Below are 18,026 nucleotides of genomic sequence, written 5' to 3' on the forward strand. Positions count from 1 at the left end.
CTCGTTGCCGCCGGTCTGGTCAAAGCCGGCCACGGTTTTGACAAAGTCCTGGACCTCGGGAGTATCAAATATCTTCACGGTCATGGTGAAACCCTATCGTTGGTTTTTTATCGTTGTCTTGGTTGCCCGGCGATAGCGTCAATGCATTCAGGGAAAGAGTGGAATACGCCTATCTAGGGCCTAAAAACGACGTTGTTGTTTTGCTCGCACTAATATCGGCTAGATCCCGCGTACCCGACCAATATCGTTTGAGTTCCGTTCCATACTTCATAGGTATCTCGACTGACGTTATATTTTTATTTTCACTGCTCTGGCAGGTATTGGTGAAAAGCGGTTAATCCTTTATTTTAAAAGAGTATTTTAAAAATCTTTACGACATGTGCGCTAACATTCCTTTCCTATACTTACTGCATGCTTTTCCTTTTGATCGATATAGTGGTTTGCGAACGCCAGAACGTGGATTCCGGCTACCCCAAGACGTTGTCAGTTGATTTCAACTTGCGACAAAAGGATAAAGGGCGAAGTGAAATAGAAGCGCATAAAAAATACCCGCGCTGCGAAAGCAGACACGGGCTAAGGAGGATAATCATTATCAAATTGCAAGTGTTGCGTAAGGTCAGCCGCTCTTCTTGGCTACCTAAAGGGAAAAAATCGGGGAACAGACCTAGACTGGATATCAGACGGGCAACCCCCAGCGACGTCACCCCTTTCTCAGTAGCAGCCGGGTTTAGAGTCAGAAGTAACTTTATCGTGTTTTACCACCAGTTGCTCGGCATAGGCTGACGGTGTCAGCCCTCCAAGACGCTTCTTCGGTCTTTCTTCGTTGTACTCCCGCCGCCATGCCTCGATGACAACCTGGGCGTGATGAAGGCTGGTGAACCAATGCTCATTCAGACATTCATCTCGAAAGCGCCCATTGAACGATTCGATGTAGGCGTTTTGGTTGGGTTTTCCAGGTTCGATTAAAAACAGAGCAACGCCACGTAGATGAGCCCATGACAGCATGGCACGCCCACAAAACTCCTTTCCATTATCCGTACGAATGGCGCTAGGTAGGCCACGTTGTAACGCCAGATGATCCAGAATACGTGTTAAAAACAACCCACCAATGGCACGTTCAGGCACGATAGCCACGGCTTCATGGGTCGCGCCATCGACAACAGTGAGGCTCTTTATCACTCGTCCGTCTGCCGTACGGTCAAAAACAAAATCCATTGACCAGACCTGATTGGCGGCACCAGGGCGACCAAGGGGCTTTCGCTCAGACGTGGGAACCTTCTTGCGCTTGCGACGCTTCACCTGCAAGCGCGCTTCGGCATACAGATGCTCAACACGCTTGTGATTGACCGGCTCTCCGGCCTGACGAAGCTTCAGATAGATCATGCCCGCCCCATAGCGACGGTGCCGATGCGCAAGCGCCAGGATGCGTTCGCGTAAGCCCTGGTTGCGATCCGGCATTCGCTGATAGCGTAACGCGCTGGCACTCATACGGATGACACGCAGTGCTCGGCGCTCACTCAGGCCACGTGAAACCATAAAGCGCACCACGTCTCGGCGTGCAGGGGCACTCACCACTTTTTTCTCAGCGCCTCGCGAGTGACCTCCATTTCCAGTAGCGACTCAGCGAGCAGCTTTTTCAAGCGTACATTTTCGGCTTCGAGTTCTTTGAGTCGCTTGGCATCGGGGACGCTCATACCGCCAAATTTGCTGCGCCATAGATAGTAACTGGCTTCTGAGAAGCCGTGCCGACGGCATAGCTCCTTGATGGGCAGTCCCGCTTCGGCTTCGCCCAGGAAACCAATGATCTGTTCTTCGCTGAAACGCTTCTTCATGTCCAATCTCCTTACCCATAGGATCGGACTCTAAAGTGTAGCGCTACTCAATCTGGGGGGTGACGTCGCCAGCTATAAAGTACAAATCTCCGCCAAATCGGAAGCTTGGAAAGCCAGCCAAATCGTATAAATGAAAAAAATAAGAGTTATTATCATGACCATTAAGGCGATACGATAAACAACTATATTTCCAATAACATTTACACCATATTTAGAAAAATGAGGCCACAAACCTTGTTACCTAGAACTTGTGGCCATTTTAAGGAAAAGTGAAGCTCTAGAAAGGATAGGTAACGGGTGTATCCATTACGCTAACCCACTGAGACTGAGTAAACTCCTCAAGATTAGCAGGTCCGCCGAATCGACCTGAGTTCCCTGAATCTCCGAAGCCGCCGAAAGGAACATGGAACTCATTATTAACAGTTTGGTCATTAATGTGGATCATACCTGCAGGCACTCTGTCCGCAAGCTTCATGGCTCGGCCTATGGAACGTGAGTGAATGGCCGCAGCCAAGCCGTAAGGTGAAGCCGCTATCATCTCAACCAGTTCATCTTCACTAGAGAAAGTGATCACCGGTGCCACTGGGCCGAATAACTCCTGTTGGCACGCTGGCATGTCTAAACGAATATTACTTAACACTGTAGGTCGATAAAACTGATCATGGCTATGGCCACCGGTGATCAGCTTAGCGCCTGCCTCTACGGACTCAGCAATAATCTTATTAATTTTTTCAACCTGGCTCGTGTTAATTAACGGCCCAATATCTGAAGCTCCAAGATATGGATCTGCTACCCTAAGACGTTCGGCACGCTCAGCTAAGCGGCTGATATATTCCTCTGCAACGCTCTCGTGAACAAAGTGCCTACCAGCCTGCATACATATTTGCCCCTGATGAAGGTAGGCGCCCCAAGCACCATGGGATGATGCAGCCTCGATATCAGCATCATCCAGCACGATAAATGCATTATTCCCCCCCAGTTCCAAGGCAGACTTTTTGAGTAACTCTCCACACGTTCTGCCTATCTTTTTCCCTACGTTTGTCGAACCAGTGAAGGAAATCATGGCAGTCATTGGATGCTCTACTAAAGCTTCCCCCGCCTCAGCGCCACCAGGAAGTACTTGCAGAGCGCCAGCAGGCAGCCCGGCCTCTTCGAAAAGCCTAGCGATCAGCAGACCTCCTGTTATTGCACTCTGAGGATCCGGTTTTAAGACAACGCTGTTGCCCACTGCTAGCGCGGGTGCCACTGAACGCATGGCCAGCAGCAACGGGAAATTCCATGGAGTGATAACACCGACAACACCTAATGGGACACGTCGACAGGTATTGCGTCGCTCAGGGATAGTTGAAGGTAAGGTGATACCATCAGGCTGCATCGTCATGGCAGCCGCCATGTTCAATTGCTCGTGGGCACCATAAAGCTCAGCTTCGGCTTTAGGTGCGATTGAGCCACACTCCCGAATATTCCACTCGATAAATGTATCTTTGTGCTGGAGAATCAGCTCGGCTGCCCGACGTAAAACCTTACCTCGCTGATCAAACGGTAGGTTAGCCCAATGGGATTGCTGCTTCTTTGCTTCCGTAACGGCTGAACGAATATCATCACCACTTCCTAGCGCAATCTTAGCTAAAACGTGGCCAGTTGCTGGTTCAACAACGTCGCTGGTACCTCCTGTGGATTCACACCAATCATTTAGGTAGATCTTGTTACTGAACGTTTCCGTACAAAAGAACTTACTCATTGTAGTTTCTCCATCTAACGTTTTTGAGCAATAAATTAGAGTTTTTCTTTTCGATTTTGACCAATTTCAGACCAAACTGCCCATACCGCTGTGATACTAGAGATAACGATAAAAAACAGTGGTATTGGTCGCGTCAGAAGAGGTAAATAGCTATTGCCATAGACCACTAATCCGCTACGCAGATTCTCTTCTGCCATTGGAGTCAAAATAAAGGCGATGATAAATGGGCCAAGTGGAACTTTTGCACGCACCAAGATGTACCCTAAACAAGCAAAGCCACTCATCGCTATCACGTCAAATAACCGACCAGATACTGAATAGGCGCCGATAAAGCAGAAGATAATGATGGGTGGTAACAGCCAAGCTTTATCAACATACATCATCCGAGAAATCAATGGTGTGGCAAACCACATAACCCCCAATATGATGATATTGGCTGACAGCACGCCTGCAATGATGGTATATGCGACCCCCGGGTTTTGAACAAACAAGAGAGGACCAGGATTCAAGTTATGCATTACCATCGCACCTAAAAGAATAGCGGTCACAACTGAACCAGGTATTCCTAGCGTAATCAGTGGCACCAGAGATCCTACGGCCCCGGCATTATTAGCGCTCTCAGCGGCGACGATACCTTCACTGCAACCACTGCCAAACTTTGAGGAATTCTTTGAAAATCCTTTAGCTACGGAATAGGAAGCAATTGAGGCCGTCGTACCCCCAATCCCCGGAAGAATACCGATCCAGGTGCCAATAATGGAAGATCTTGCAAAATTCCAAAGGTTTTCTTTAAAATCTTTGGCGCTAAAGGTAACTTTCCTAGAGCTGCTGGCCTTCTGAATAGTACTTTCACTTTTCTTACCACTATCTATCATCACTTGACCCAGTACTAAAAGGCCCAACATTACGGGTAATAAATTAAAGCCATTATCTAACTCTGCGATATCAAATGTTAGCCTTAGCGATCCTGAAATAGGATCAATACCGGGTAGCGCAAACAAAGCACCAAGCGCCGCTGCAAGAAGTCCGTTCATGAAACTTCCTTTAGAAATAGCAGCAATGAGTGTAAGGGCCACCACGGTCATGGCAAAAATCTCATAGGGGCCGAATCGAACCGCTAAGGTCGAAAGTAGTGGTGATAACGTCGTTAACACCAGCCATGCGAACATACCGCCTATAAAAGAAGAGATAACGCCAAGTCCCAGAGCACGTGCTGGCTCTCCTCGCTGCGCCATGGGAAAGCCATCTAACGTCGTCATGATGGCCGACTCAGTGCCTGGCATTCGCATCAAGGTGGCACTGATTAAGCCCCCTGTTGTTGAGCCGATGTACATAGCAACCAGCAGTATAAGGGCATCTGTTGCTTGCATGTAATAAGTCATAGGCAGTGCCAACGCGATCACCATCGCACCGGACAAACCTGGTATTGAGCCGATTAATATTCCCACCACCGTGCCGATAAGCACCCACATCATTCCCGATAGCGAAAAGACTTCAAGATATGCGCCAATCATAATTATCGCCTATTAAAATAACGTCAAAATTTGAAATACAAGATATCGGTTACGACGTAATCCAACACGAGTGAGAAAAATATTAACAACACACACTGAACAGCAAAACTCCTCAAGTTATTAGGCTTTTTAAGAAAAGCCATTGCCAACAGCATGAACAAAAACGCGCAGACCCAAAAACTAATATTAAAAAGACAAACCAAGGCTACAAATATGATAAAAATAAGCAGCATGCAAAAAGATTTTAGCAAGCTTAGCTGACTTTCTTCATCATCTTCAAAGCTTAATAGGTTTTTCTTTTCAACGAAAATCCAGAATACTTTTAAGAGAACTAAAAAAACAGTAATGGAGGCTATACCGATTGGGAAGGCGGCGGCTCCCATAGGCTCGTACGTGGGTTCCGGAAGTCCTCTCGCACTGATAAAAATCAATACACCTATCGTCAACGATAGGACTAAAAAACTAATTTCATATCTGAGCCTGAATATAGTTATCATTGGGCTCTCCAGGGAAGTGTGCCATAAAGAGGAAGCAGGTGCATACCTACTTCCTCTTTTCACTTATCAATATTAATTGGACAAACTACCTTTTACAGTTTCTGCCACTTCAACAAATGAAGCATACTCCTTACCGACAAGGTCACTTAATTCTTCTCCCCTGACGATCTTCAATACTTCACCGGTCTCTGCTAGATATTTCTGCACTTCTTCGCTATTGGCTGCTGCCTCAATGGTATCCGCCAGTACGTCAATATGTTCTTGTGGGGTTCCAGCAGGCGCCCAGTAACGTCGATTCAAACAAGCCGTTACGTCATAACCCTGTTCTTCGGCCGTTGGCAAATCCGGCGCAAAGTCATAACGCTCATTGCCTAATACCGCGAGGGGCCTTATTTTCCCCGCTGCCCGCTCTAACCATAGGGGGGAGAGCAACGCCATCTGTGTAAAGCCACCTTGCAACGAGGTAAACCTAGCTGACGTTGCGCCAACTGGAACAATTGGCCACTGAACGCCTGCCGCATTCATCAGCTGTACGGAAGGAAAGTGAGTAGCTCCCCCAATATCATCCGCTTGGCGGAAATCAGCGGGATTTTCGTTAATATCACTGATCATCTCATCTAGACTGGTATAGGGGGAATCTTCTTTAACAGCAACAAACATACAGGCTTCGCTGACTTGTATTATGGGTTCAAAATCTTTTGGTGTGTAATCGACACGTTCAATGGCAGACGCAGCGAACATTTCTTGGTGTATCTGCAAAATGGTATAGCCATCAGGATCTGAGGCGAGTAACTGTCGCGTCCCTACAGCGCCACCCGCCCCAGGGGCGTTGGCCACCACAATGGGCTCCGGGAGTAGATTGTTGTTATTAATAGATAGTTGAATAGCACGAGCCAAACCATCGGTTCCACCACCCGCGCCAAAAGGAACAATTAGCCTAATAGGTTGGGTTGGATAACTCTCCGTTGCGAGTCCTGTAGAGGCGGTTGTCATTGCCACCGTTGTTAAGAGAGCGGTCATAAGAGTCTTCATAATGATTTTCCTATTGTTGTTTAATAGTTATGCAGTATGTAGCTAGCGCTTAATAATTACTTACCCATTCCTTTTGAAGTTGGCATCTTGGCAAGTTCTTTTAATGCATCTTGGTTTAATGTAAAGCCCAGACCTGGCTCACTGGGGGCGTGCAGGAAGCCGCTCTCCGGTTTTGGTAAACCATTGAAAATTTGCTCAAGGCATTTGACGGCGAAGATGTGGTACTCGACCATGCCACCGTTTCTTACCCCTGCATGTAGATGAAGATTATGGAAGGGCCACGCGCCCCCATTGTCTATACCGGTGTTAAACGCTTCTGCCATCCCTGCAATTTTGGCGCACTGTGTATAGCCCCCACTAATGGCCACATTGGGCTGCAAAATATCCAGGGAGTCGTTGAGCAACAGTTGCTTAAATTTTGACGCCTGTCCTTCATTTTGGCCACCGGCTAATGGAATACGAGTTCGAGAACGCAGCTGGTTTAGCTGCTGAGGATCATTACCGATTAAAGGTTCTTCAAAGAAAGAGATATCGTATTCTTCAACCCGTTCGGCTAGCCAAGCGGCATGATAAGGATCAAGGTTACAGTTGGCATCAATGAAAATTTCAGCCTCTTCGCCTATTGCTTCCCTGAGGGTTCGGACTCGATTGATATCGTTACGAACGGCTTCTAATACCGGCCTGGGCTCGTCGCGGCGTTTTAGCGCATTGTGACCCACAACCATTTTAAACTTGTTAAACCCCTCTGCCTGCCAGGTTTTTGCGACCTCCGCCAACTGATCGTTGTCAAAAAAGTCGAAACCGATGGTCGCGTAGGTGATGACTTTGTCGCGGGCGCCTCCTAGTAGCTTCCAGATTGGCTGGCCTAGCGCCTGACCCTTGATATCCCAGAGAGCGATGTCTACAGCCGCTATCGCGTGGCAGGCATAACCTGATTGGCCGCGTGGCGTCAGCAACCAATATAATTTATTCCAGACTTTATCTGTGCAAAGGGGATCGTCACCGATTACTGCGGGTGCAATAATATTGTTGATGGTAAACGCGACGACTTCTTCTTCCGTAATAGCTGTCATACCCACACCTACCAGACCGTCATCCGTGGTTACCTCCACCACGCAAATACCCAGCGTGGCTTTTTTAGTTTTGCCACAAGAGGAAAACTCTGCCGGTACATTAACGGCGGTTGCTTTGACATCTACAATTTGCATAAATTAAATACTCCTACTGTTTTCTTGTTGAGAGGCGTGTTCAACTAAATCACTGGTTAACTGATTCACTGTGGAGCAACCCAGTTGCTTCATGCATCCTTCAAACTCCTCCTTGAGAACAGTCAGCGCTTTAAAAGCCCCTTCCTCGCCTGCCGCAGCGAGTCCGTAAAGAGCAGCACGTCCAATCAATACTGAGGACGCCCCCAACGCCTTAGCTTTGACAATATCTCGCCCACGGCGAATCCCCCCATCCACTAAAATACGTCCTTCAAGGGATTCTGAGCTTATTTTTGCAAGTGCATCCACAGGACTCATCGTTGTATCTAGCTGTCGTCCACCATGATTTGAAAGAACGACGCCATCAATTCCGTATTGTTGACTTTTTTCAACATCTTCCTGATGCAATATGCCCTTTAAAATGATTTGACCGGGCCATAAATCGCGGATCATCGCTAAATCATTCCAAGTAAAGCTGGCATCCATAGATCGACGAAGTAAAGCGGCCCGTGCCTCGGGAGAAAGTTCCTCATTGGCTAAGTTTCCAAGTTTAGGAGTACCATGCTTTAAGTAGTCCATCGTCCAAGCAGGATGGGTAACACCATCAAAAATCGTTTTTAGGCTGTAGCGCATGGGTAAGCCAAAGCCATTCTTTAAGTCCCTTTCGCGCTTACCGTTAAACACGACGTCTGAGGTAATAACTAGCTTGCTGTAACCCAAGCTTTTCGCTCGCTTAACCAAGCTGGTTGCTAACGTCTTCTCAATTACATAAAGCTGAAACCAGCGCTCTCCGTCGGCTTGCGCGGCGACAGTTTCAAGCGAGTCATTTGAAGCAGTCGACAGTACAAAGGGAATACCCGCGCGAGCGGCTGCGCGAGCCAACGCTATATCACCGTTTGGCCAAAATAATGAATTCAGGCCTGTCGGGGCGACTACTCCAGGGAACGACGCTGGACTACCGAGAATTTCCGTTGTTGGATCGACTGTAGAAAGGTCGACTAAGCGGCGTGGCTTGAATTTCCACCGATCATAACTGATATTATTTTCAGTTAGATCGCATTCATCTTCTGCACCACCCTCAAGATAGTCAAAGACGATCCTAGGAAGTCTAGCCTTAGCCGCGTCGCGCATGCCTTTTATATTGTAAATTTTATTTAAGCGCGTCATTCTTAAACTCTCTCAATCGTAGCTTCGATGAGTACAGGCATGTTACCTACAATAGCGTTATCAAAAACTTGGGAAAATTCTGCGCGAGTAGAAACCCTATGCGCCGCAATACCATAACCTTCCGATAGCTGAATAAAATCGACGCCATCTATTTCGATACCAGGTACATTTTGAATCTTGAATTGTTGGCTAAACCATTTTAGCGCTCCGTAGCCACTGTTATTGATAATGATGAAAACGACGGGAATCTGATAACGTGCCGCTGTCCACAATGACGATATGCTGTAGTGGGCTGAACCATCACCTATAAAAGCAACGACAGGTCGCATCGGGTCAGCCAGCTTGACACCGAGAGCAGCTGGCATAGCAAATCCAAGCCCGCCGGCTGCGGCGAAGTAGTAGCTGCCCGGCTCCTCCATGCCTACTCTTTCCCATAACGTAGCAATCGTAGAGGTGGCTTCATTTAAATAGACCGTATTGCACGGCGCGATAGCATCGACGATGTCGAATATAGCACTTGACTCAAGCTGGCTGTGATCAACCTCAACGCGCTGGATAGGCTTTCGAAAATTAGGGCAATCGCCAGTCCGCTCCGTCATACGCTCTATCAAACAAGAGAGGACGGCATCCACATTAGCAACGACGGCATCACCTACGGGTGATCTAGCAGCCTCTTGGGCATCCCCTGTCACCAAGAACAGTTGCGAATTTTCCGGTAAAAGGGCACCTGGATCATTCTGGTGATAACGGAATACCGGCCCGCCAAGCACTAAAATCAGGTCATGCCCATGCAGTTTTTGTGCAAGGCTTGCCTCACCAGCAGGGAGAATACCTGCGAAACAGTGGTGATTGGTCGGGAACGGGCATCGGGGTGCAGATGGCGCTATCCACACAGGTGCATGCAGTTTATCGGCGAGTAGCGCCGCTTTGCTATTGCAGCGCAACGCATCAACTTCGGGGCCCAGCACTAGTACTGGGTTGGCAGCTTTTGCAAGTGCCGCCAGCAATGGCTGGAGTTCGTCCAGAGAGGGAGCACCAAAATGGACAACCTTGCGTGTTGCTAAGTGCAGCGCATCATGAGCAATCGGCTGATCCCAGTCGTCATAGGGAATAGAAACATAGACAGGTCCCTTAGCAGGGGACATAGCTAAGTGAAGTGCACGACTAATGGCATGTGGCACCTCTTGTGCACTAAGTGGCTCGTAACTATCCTTTACCAATGGCATTGGCAGCATGACTGCACTTGAATTTTTGAGCAACGGATCCGAATACACCATCGTCCGCGCCTGCTGGCCAGCAGTCACCACTAGTGGGGCATGCGAATTCACTGAGTTGGTTAAAGCACCCATAGCATTTCCAGTACCTGCCGCGGCATGCAGGTTAACGAAACCTGGCAACCCAGTAGCCTGAGCGTACCCTTCAGCCATCCCTATTGCGACGCCTTCATGTAGGCACAGAATGTAATCAAAGTCTTCTGGAAAATCCTTGAGAAAATTGAGCTCATTTGAGCCAGGGTTACCAAATACCTTGTTAACACCATGCCCTCTAAGTATTTGATAAACTGATTCTTTTACAGTCGAATATGTAGTTTTTTCCACTAGAATTAATCTCATTTATTTTGTTTGATCTCAACATATCATCGGTTATAAATTTGAACAAATAAATACTTTTTGCTACTTTATATAGATACTATCTATATCACAGGAAGGCCATGATGAGCCCAAAAGTTGACTTAAACCTTATTAAGGTTTTTTTGGCAATATATGAAACTGGGAGTGTAAGTGGAGCTGCAAAAAGGGTTCATCTAACACAGCCATCAATTAGCTATTCATTATCCCGGCTTCGCTCACTTTTGCACGACCCCTTGTTTCATCGAACACGAGATGGAATGCAGCCGACCTTTGCGGCAGATAAACTTTACGAAACATTTCGCACTTCAATAATAAATATTGAACTGGCAATCGCATCGACCAGAGAATTCAATCCCTCAATATCTCAACGAACATTTAGGATTGCATTATCAGACTTAGGTGAAGTATTCCTTCTGCCTATACTAATGAAGAAATTTCGCATATTAGCGCCTAACATATCCATTGAAGTTGTCCCTATGGAAGTTAATCAAGTTGAGGATTGGCTATTAAAAGGACGTATCGATGCAGCCGTTGGAAACTTAACTTTTCTTAAAGGAAAGGTGGATTATTTACCTATTTTTGAAGAATACTACACCTGTCTGGTCTGCGCGAATCATCCAAGAATCGGCAAGCAGCTTACATTGGATCAGTTCCTCAATGAACACCATGTAAGAGTATCACGAACAACAGGGCATTCACTTGTTGAAGATATATTAAAAAAATTAAAAATTTCTCGTCATGTTTCACTTACGATTCCTCACTTTTCTGTATTACCTAGCATTATACCTGACAGTGAAGTGATTGTTTGCCTACCTAGCAGGGTCGCTGGAATGTTCGCCAAAAATGGAAACACGCGGGCTATGGATATTCCTATTAAACTACCGACTTTTGAAGTTGGCGTTTATTGGGAAAATCAGCTTGAAGACACAGTTGCACAACAGTGGCTTACACAGACTATTCACAGAGAACTCTTCAGCATATAGAAGACCCAAAAGATAATAAATTTTCAAGATGACATAAAAAAATAAAAATCCACTCCATCACTTAATCTAAAAACAAAACTACGGTCATTTTATATCAAGACTCCTAAAAACTAAATTTTATCCCGGAAGAAAAAGATCAAAAATTTTTATTAAATTAAACTTTAAAAATTATTTCTATCTTTTTTTGATAATAGCTACGGAGCCCAACGAACCTATTATTCCGGCATTTTCATCATATGTTATCCGTTAATAAGTCCCGTACTGCAAAAGCAGATACGGGCCAATGAAGATAACCATTATCAAATTGCAAGTGTTGCTTAATATCAGCCACTCTTTTTGTCAACCTTACGGGTAAAGATTAACTCGAAGTCCTTGGTTTCGAAGATTGCCGAGACAACAACGCCCAACACCAATGCCCAAAATGTAGAGCCTATGCCGAGAATCTGAATACCGGAAGCAGCAATTAGAAAAGCGAAAAGCGCACCTATTTCATGCTTTTTACCAGCAAAGGCGATAGCCATTGATGAGGTAATCACGCGCATCAATGCCAACCCGGCGATAATGGCGATAAAGTAGCTCGGCGTGGCCTCAAGCAGGCTTACCACATAACCGTAGAAAGGCGCAGCGACAACAAAGATAGCCCCAGCAATTACCGCTGCCACCCAGCGCTTATCGTGGCTGCCGGCCTCTGGGGAAGCGCACACGCCGGTCATCGGTGCCGCAATACAGGTACTGTGCAGGTTGAAAAACGCCGATACCATGGTGCCTAACCCCCCCACGGCGGTAATTGCGTTAGCTGGCGCATCTTTGTAGCCCATGCCCTTCACCAGACCAACGCCTGCCGGTGTTTCCATCCCGACCAGAATAATGGCGAGCGGCAAGCCGTAAGTCAGAAAAGCCCCAAAGGTAAACTCAGGCATGATGAACTCAGGGAAGCGAATGGAGGCCTCAATACCAGATAGGTCGACCCCCGTGACGATAAGGTAGGAGAGACCCGCTAGCAGCGAGACGATCAGCGGCGGAATCTTGCGAAACAGTCGCGCCGAAATAAAGAATGCCAAAATCATGATAGACGCAGGCACCAACGCCTCTTCCAGCGGGGTGACCATTTTAAGCCCAAAGCTGAGCAGCATACCGCCGACCATGCCCATAACAATCGGCATCGGGATCAGACGCATCACGATGCCCATTACCCCGGTCAAGCCTGCTACTAGGGTAATGGCCCCGGCGATCAAACTGGCTCCGAGTGCCGCTTCAAGTCCTACCACAGGGATGACGGCAGCAAACATCAGCGCACCAGGAATTGAATTGGCCATCGGCAATGGCAACCGGTAGTAGGCTGGCATAAACAGGCCAAACAAGCCGTTGATCATCAGGTAGCTGATGACCCAAATCATGATGAAGGATGAGTCGAGGCCGGCCGATGTACCGGCACTGATATGCACGACACCAACACTGAGCCCTAAAATGCCGGCGACTAAGCCGGTACTGGCATTGTCGGCATTGAGGTCGCGTATAAAGTCTCGAGGCGCATGCCGTAGGCTGACGCCTTTTTCAATGTGTTTCACGGTGTGCTCCAGGGGGTGTTGTGGTTAGAATAAGAGAAAGGGTTAACGCATTAATTAGAATTATGTATTTTTACATCCACTGTTTTACCGCGGGCCGCTAGCCGAGGTCACCGCCAGCGACTGGCAGCACACTGCCAGTGATATAACTGGCGTCGTCAGAGGCCAGGAACAGTATCGGCGCGGCCATTTCATCCAGCGTGCCGTAGCGGCTCATTAAGCAGCTCTGTTTGGTTTGGTCGATGTGCGCCTGAAACCAAGCCTGCTCTGTTTCGTTACTAGGCGTCGGCGTACCTCGCGAAATACGCCGCGGTGGTGCTTCGGTGCCGCCTGGTGCCGTTGCCACCACGCGGATGCCATGCTCGGCATACTCAAACGCCAACGACGCGGTCATCGCATTCACGCCGCCTTTCGCAGCCGAATAGGGAATACGGTGAATACCGCGAGTAGCCGCTGAAGAGACATTGACGATAACGCCGCCGCCCTGCTCGACCATGGTCGGGAGCGCCGCGCGGCAGCACCATAGCGTGGGCATCAACGAGCGATTGATCTCGGCAGCAATTTGCGTTTCGGTAAACTCGGTAAACGGTTTGAAGTTGATCGCGCCGCCCACGTTATTAACCAGAATATCGATACGGCCAAATTTCTCGCGCGCGGCCTGCATCGCCTGCTCGGCACCTGCATACGTTTCCAGGTCCGCTTGAACCGCGATTACCTCGCACCCCTGCTCGTGCAGCCCGGCCACCACCTCGTGGATGTCATCCGCGCGATCCACCAGCACTAAGCGCCCGCCTTCAGCGGCGGCGAGTTCGGCCAAGCGCTGCCCAATTCCTTGGGCAGCGCCGGTAATAACCATCACCTTGTTTTGGAAACGTTGACTCATGATGCACCTCCTGCCTCGTTAGGCGTGAACTTCTCGTAGTGGAAGCTCTGCGGTGCAATGCCTTCAGCATCGAAGTGCTTCAGAACAGCGTCGACCATCGGCGGTGGGCCACACAGGTAAACATCGATATCACCATCGTGCATAACCTCGGCATCCATGTGATGAGTAACGTAGCCTTTACGCGGATGTGCGCTGGCTTCGTCGACCACCACGGTGGAGTAGGTGAAGCTAGGAAGCTTTTCAGCAAACGCGTCTAACGCATCCGTTTTAACTAAGTGATCGTCTTTGTTTACGCCGTAAATCATGTGAATAGGCGCATCACAGCCCTTCTCTGCCAACTGCTCAAGCATAGAAAGAAACGGCGCAAGGCCTGTACCACCGGCCAGCATAAGTATCGGGCGTGTGACTTCGCGTAGGTAGAAGCTGCCGAGCGGTCCGGTCAATGTCAGCCTGTCGCCCACCACTGCTCGCTCGGTTAAGTAACTACTCATTACGCCGCTGGAAATGTTCCGGATCAGGAAACTAGCGCGCTTGTCGCCTGGCATTGAACTAAACGAGTAAGAGCGATGCGCTTGGGTCTCGGGTACATCGATATGAATGTACTGCCCTGGCAGAAAGGCAAGGCCGTTTTCATCGTCCAGCTCGACGACGAGTTCGATGCTATCTTCAGACAGCTGTTCGACCGCAGCGACCGTACCCTCAACCTTGCCCACCTGTGTTTTACACAATGTAGACGCCACAGGCACTTGGATAACGCAGTCCGAAGACGGCACCATCTGGCAAGTAAGCACCTGACCTTCAGCGGCTTCCTCGTCGGATAGCGCCTCTTCCAGGTACTCGTCGCCCATGTCGAATTCGCCCTGCTCGCAGTGCCCTTTACAGGTACCACATACCCCGTCAGAGCAGTCCATCGGCAGGTTCACTTTTTGCCGGTAGGCGGCGTCGAGAACGGTTTCCCCTTCTTTACAGCCGATGAACCGGGTCACGCCGTCCTCGAAGTTGAGGGCAATGGTGTAACTCATGGTTGAATCTCCTCTCACATCAGATCACACGTGATAGACGTCGATGACCTGATGGATATAGTCGTTGTTCAGTTGCACGACTTTTCTTGTGATCAGTGGCGCCTCACCCGAGACGTCCAGGCGGTAAAACGACGTGCCGAAGAAGCTGTCGGTCTTCTTGTAGCGGTGGTTGAGCGTGTGCCAGTTGAACCGTAGCTCGACCGTGTCACCGTCTTGCGACAGGATCTCCAGATTGTTCACCTGATGCGTGGTGCGCGGTTCCGGCGTGCTCGCCCCGCTGCGCTCGGTCTTGATGCGATACACGCGATCTTCCAACCCTTCGCGGTTGGGGTAGTAGATCAGCGAGATCTCGCTGTGTGGGTCGCGGGTGAGCTGGTCGTCGTCGTCCCAGGCGGGCATCCAGAACTCGGCGTCCTTGCGATACAGCGCGAGCCACTCGTCCCACTCCCGGTCGTCCAGCAGCCGCGCTTCGCGGTACAGGAAGGCTTGGATGTCGTGATAGCTAATGCTCATGTCACTTCTCTCCTCTTTATCAGGCGCTGGACGCTTAGGCAGTCTCGGTGGCGATAAACTGGCTACGCTCTTTGTCGATCGCGCGCAGCATTTCGTCGACCCAGTGCTTGTGGTGCATCACGTAGAGGCCTTCGTCTTCCGGTGAGGCGCCGCTGAGCAGGGGTTTCATGTCGATGGCCTGGGCGTTTTCATCCGCGCCTTCGACCCATTGCTTGGCCCCGCGGGAGAGGTCGTTCCATTCGGCCAGCGCCCCGTTGTAGCCTTCTTGGCAGGCACGGAACTCTTCCAGGTCGTCGGGGGTGCCCATGCCGGAGACGTTGAAGAAGTCTTCGTACTGGCGGATACGCACTTCGCGGTTTTCAGCGGATTCGCCTTTGGGTGCGAAGCAGTAGATGGTGACTTCGGTTTTGTTGACGTCGATGGGGCGCAACACGCGGATTTGCGTGGAGAACTGGTCCATCAGGTAGACGTTAGGGTAGAGGCAGAGGTTGCGCGTCTGGTTGACGATCGAGTCGGCACGCGCCTCGCCCAGCTGTTCCTGGATCCAGTCTTTGTGCTGGTAGACCGGGCGGACTTCGGGGTTGAGCAGCCGGGTCCACAGCATCATGTGGCCGTTGTCGTAGGAGTAGAAGCCGCCTTTGCTCTTCGACCAGCCATCGGCGTCCACGGCTTTGGTGCCGCCGGCGTCGTAGTTGCGGCGTTCCATGGTGGAGGCGTAGTTCCAGTGCACGGAGCTGACGTGGTAGCCGTCGGCACCGTTTTCGGCTTGGAGCTTCCAGTTGCCGGTGTAGGTGTACGACGAGGTGCCGCGCAGGATCTCGAGGCCTTCCGGTGCCTGGTCGACGATGTTGTCGATGACCTTGGTGGTTTCGCCAAGGTGTTGTTCGAGCGGTTGTACGTCATCGCTGAGGCTGCCGAACAGGAAGCCTTTGTAGTTCTCAAAGCGCGGCAGGCGCTTGAGGTTGTGGGAGCCATCCTGCTTGAAGTTGTCGGGATAGGCGCCGGTCTTTTCGTTTTTGGCCTTGAGCAGTTGGCCGTCGTTTTTGAACGTCCAGCCGTGGAACGGGCAGGTGAAGGTGCCCTTGTTACCGCGCTTGCGGCGGCACAGGGTGGCGCCGCGATGGGCACAGGCGTTGATCAGACCATGCAGTTCGCCTTGCTTGTCGCGGGTGATGATCACCGGCTGGCGGCCCATGGTGACGGTCATGTAGTCACCGGGCTCACTGACTTGGCTTTCATGCGCCAGGAACAGCCAGTTGCCTTCGAAGATGTGCTTGAGTTCGAGTTCGAAGAACTCGGGGTCGGTGAACATGCTGCGGTGGCAGCGGAAGATGCCTTGTTCGGGGTCGTCTTGGACGGCGCCGCGAACGCGGGCTGCGAGTTGATCAAGCTTAATGGTCATGATCTCTCTCCTCTCTTTTATGCATCACCCCCGCAGGGGTGGCGCTGTTGAGCTTAAACCTTGGCGGTGCCGGCAAGCTGGCTGGCCAGGTCCTGTTCGTCTTCCTTGGCCCGCGGGCGGGCGTGACGGACCTGCAGCTCCGGCGCGTCGGTTTTGGCCAGTTCGACGTCGAACTCCACGTGGGAGAACGGACCGTCCAGCTCGCGCTTGGCGATCTCGGCCGGGTCTTCAATCCGCTCGGCGGGGACCACCAGCTCTTCGCGGGTGGCGAAGGCGAAGTCGTCGAAGGTGTAGGGGTCGCCTGCCAGGTTGATCTGGGTGGTCAGGTGCTGGTGACCGGGGGCGGAGACGAAGTAGTGAATATGCGCCGGACGCTCGCCGTGGCGACCCAGCGACTTGAGTACCACATCGGTGGGGGCGCCTTCGGGCACGCCGTAGCCGGAGGGGATAATGCTGCGCGCGGTGTAGCGGCCTTCACTGTCGGCATAGATCGTGCGGCGCAGGTTGTAGTCGCTTTGGCTGGGATCAAAGAAGGAGTAGCCGCCCTTGGAGTTGGCGTGCCAGATCTCGACCTTGGCACCGGCAATCGGCTGGCCGTCAACGTCACGGACCTGGCCGGTCAGCCACATGGTCTCGCCGTCGTTATCCTGGCCATCGTCCAGGCGGGCAAACCCTTCCGCTTCCGGGGCGCCGGCCACGTACAGCGGGCCTTCGATGGTGCGCGGGGTACCGCCCACGCGCTTGGCTTCGGCGTCGATGGCGTCCTGACGCATATCAAGGAAGTGGTCAAAGCCAAGCCCGGGCGAGAGCAGGCCGAACTGGGTCTGGCCGCCCAGGGCGTTGAGCAGATTGACGGCGGCCCAGTACTCTTCTTCGCTGACGTCGAAATCGTCGATCAGCTTGAACAGATCGCCGACCAGGCGATGGACAATCTGCTTGGCGCGCTCGTTGCCGCCGGTCTGGTCAAAGCCGGCCACGGTTTTGACAAAGTCCTGGACCTCGGGAGTATCAAATATCTTCACGGTCATGGTGAAACCCT

Annotated in this window: 15 protein-coding genes; 1 reads left to right on the plus strand and 14 read right to left on the minus strand. The window is 50.5% G+C overall.

Annotation, left to right across the window (positions count from 1 at the left end):
- Positions 1-711: 711 nt before the first annotated feature.
- The 8 genes from BLR97_RS18925 to mdlC form a co-directional block, all read right to left on the minus strand.
- Positions 712-1,832 (minus strand): IS3 family transposase gene (locus BLR97_RS18925; RefSeq protein ID WP_089708401.1). Its coding sequence is split into 2 segments (ribosomal slippage): positions 712-1,574 and positions 1,574-1,832, totalling 1,122 coding nucleotides; the frame shifts between segments, so codons are not numbered across the junction.
- Positions 1,833-2,109: 277 nt separating this feature from the next.
- On the minus strand, positions 2,110-3,573 hold the full coding sequence (locus tag BLR97_RS18930) for a benzaldehyde dehydrogenase (RefSeq protein WP_089708403.1): 1,464 nt from the start codon (positions 3,571-3,573) through the stop codon (positions 2,110-2,112).
- 35 nt (positions 3,574-3,608) lie between these two features.
- On the minus strand, positions 3,609-5,087 hold the full coding sequence (locus BLR97_RS18935; RefSeq protein ID WP_089708405.1) for a tripartite tricarboxylate transporter permease: 1,479 nt from the start codon (positions 5,085-5,087) through the stop codon (positions 3,609-3,611).
- Positions 5,088-5,110: 23 nt separating this feature from the next.
- Positions 5,111-5,584, minus strand: a complete 474-nt coding sequence (locus BLR97_RS18940; RefSeq protein ID WP_089708406.1) for a tripartite tricarboxylate transporter TctB family protein — start codon at positions 5,582-5,584, stop codon at positions 5,111-5,113.
- 72 nt (positions 5,585-5,656) lie between these two features.
- On the minus strand, positions 5,657-6,616 hold the full coding sequence (locus BLR97_RS18945) for a tripartite tricarboxylate transporter substrate binding protein (protein WP_089708408.1): 960 nt from the start codon (positions 6,614-6,616) through the stop codon (positions 5,657-5,659).
- Between the two features lie 56 nt (positions 6,617-6,672).
- Positions 6,673-7,824 (minus strand): mandelate racemase/muconate lactonizing enzyme family protein, encoded by a 1,152-nt coding sequence (locus BLR97_RS18950; RefSeq protein ID WP_089708410.1) that lies wholly within the window; start codon positions 7,822-7,824, stop codon positions 6,673-6,675.
- 3 nt (positions 7,825-7,827) lie between these two features.
- Positions 7,828-8,988 carry an alpha-hydroxy-acid oxidizing protein gene (locus BLR97_RS18955; RefSeq protein WP_170833062.1) on the minus strand — a complete coding sequence of 387 codons (1,161 nt, stop codon included), beginning with the start codon at positions 8,986-8,988 and terminating at the stop codon, positions 7,828-7,830.
- 2 nt (positions 8,989-8,990) lie between these two features.
- On the minus strand, positions 8,991-10,586 hold the full coding sequence (gene mdlC / locus BLR97_RS18960) for a benzoylformate decarboxylase (RefSeq protein WP_244511423.1): 1,596 nt from the start codon (positions 10,584-10,586) through the stop codon (positions 8,991-8,993).
- 116 nt (positions 10,587-10,702) lie between these two features.
- Here mdlC and BLR97_RS18965 point away from each other — a divergent pair, with 116 nt between their 5' ends.
- Positions 10,703-11,602: a LysR family transcriptional regulator gene (locus tag BLR97_RS18965; protein ID WP_089708414.1), complete on the plus strand. Its 900-nt coding sequence runs from the start codon at positions 10,703-10,705 to the stop codon at positions 11,600-11,602.
- Positions 11,603-11,925: 323 nt separating this feature from the next.
- Here the strand turns inward: BLR97_RS18965 and BLR97_RS18970 are convergent, their stop codons facing one another.
- From BLR97_RS18970 to catA, 6 genes are all read right to left on the minus strand, one after another.
- Positions 11,926-13,170 (minus strand): benzoate/H(+) symporter BenE family transporter, encoded by a 1,245-nt coding sequence (locus tag BLR97_RS18970; protein WP_089708416.1) that lies wholly within the window; start codon positions 13,168-13,170, stop codon positions 11,926-11,928.
- 97 nt (positions 13,171-13,267) lie between these two features.
- Positions 13,268-14,050: a benzoate diol dehydrogenase BenD gene (gene benD, locus BLR97_RS18975; RefSeq protein ID WP_211605213.1), complete on the minus strand. Its 783-nt coding sequence runs from the start codon at positions 14,048-14,050 to the stop codon at positions 13,268-13,270.
- Entirely contained in the window at positions 14,047-15,072 is a 1,026-nt protein-coding gene (gene benC, locus BLR97_RS18980; protein WP_089708421.1) for a benzoate 1,2-dioxygenase electron transfer component BenC, read from the minus strand. The genes benD and benC overlap by 4 nt, the downstream gene beginning before the upstream one ends.
- Positions 15,073-15,096: 24 nt before the next feature.
- Positions 15,097-15,585 carry a benzoate 1,2-dioxygenase small subunit gene (gene benB / locus BLR97_RS18985; RefSeq protein ID WP_089708423.1) on the minus strand — a complete coding sequence of 163 codons (489 nt, stop codon included), beginning with the start codon at positions 15,583-15,585 and terminating at the stop codon, positions 15,097-15,099.
- Between the two features lie 34 nt (positions 15,586-15,619).
- A complete protein-coding gene (locus BLR97_RS18990; RefSeq protein WP_089701525.1) occupies positions 15,620-16,987 on the minus strand; it encodes a Rieske 2Fe-2S domain-containing protein in 1,368 nt (455 codons plus the stop codon).
- A gap of 53 nt (positions 16,988-17,040) precedes the next feature.
- Positions 17,041-18,026: catechol 1,2-dioxygenase (gene catA, locus BLR97_RS18995; protein WP_479694212.1), on the minus strand; the 986-nt coding region annotated here is incomplete at its 5' end.

The sequence above is a fragment of the Vreelandella arcis genome (assembly GCF_900103865.1).
Lineage (GTDB): Bacteria > Pseudomonadota > Gammaproteobacteria > Pseudomonadales > Halomonadaceae > Vreelandella > Vreelandella arcis.

Coding starts and splice junctions, on each gene's coding strand:
- BLR97_RS18990 (WP_089701525.1), bottom strand. CDS start 16,987: ATGACCATTAAGCTTGATCAACTCGCAGCCCGCGTTCGCGGCGCCGTC.
- BLR97_RS18930 (WP_089708403.1), bottom strand. CDS start 3,573: ATGAGTAAGTTCTTTTGTACGGAAACGTTCAGTAACAAGATCTACCTA.
- BLR97_RS18950 (WP_089708410.1), bottom strand. CDS start 7,824: ATGCAAATTGTAGATGTCAAAGCAACCGCCGTTAATGTACCGGCAGAG.
- benC (WP_089708421.1), bottom strand. CDS start 15,072: ATGAGTTACACCATTGCCCTCAACTTCGAGGACGGCGTGACCCGGTTC.
- BLR97_RS18955 (WP_170833062.1), bottom strand. CDS start 8,988: ATGACGCGCTTAAATAAAATTTACAATATAAAAGGCATGCGCGACGCG.
- BLR97_RS18940 (WP_089708406.1), bottom strand. CDS start 5,584: ATGATAACTATATTCAGGCTCAGATATGAAATTAGTTTTTTAGTCCTA.
- benB (WP_089708423.1), bottom strand. CDS start 15,585: ATGAGCATTAGCTATCACGACATCCAAGCCTTCCTGTACCGCGAAGCG.
- BLR97_RS18965 (WP_089708414.1), top strand. CDS start 10,703: ATGAGCCCAAAAGTTGACTTAAACCTTATTAAGGTTTTTTTGGCAATA.
- BLR97_RS18935 (WP_089708405.1), bottom strand. CDS start 5,087: ATGATTGGCGCATATCTTGAAGTCTTTTCGCTATCGGGAATGATGTGG.
- BLR97_RS18945 (WP_089708408.1), bottom strand. CDS start 6,616: ATGAAGACTCTTATGACCGCTCTCTTAACAACGGTGGCAATGACAACC.
- benD (WP_211605213.1), bottom strand. CDS start 14,050: ATGAGTCAACGTTTCCAAAACAAGGTGATGGTTATTACCGGCGCTGCC.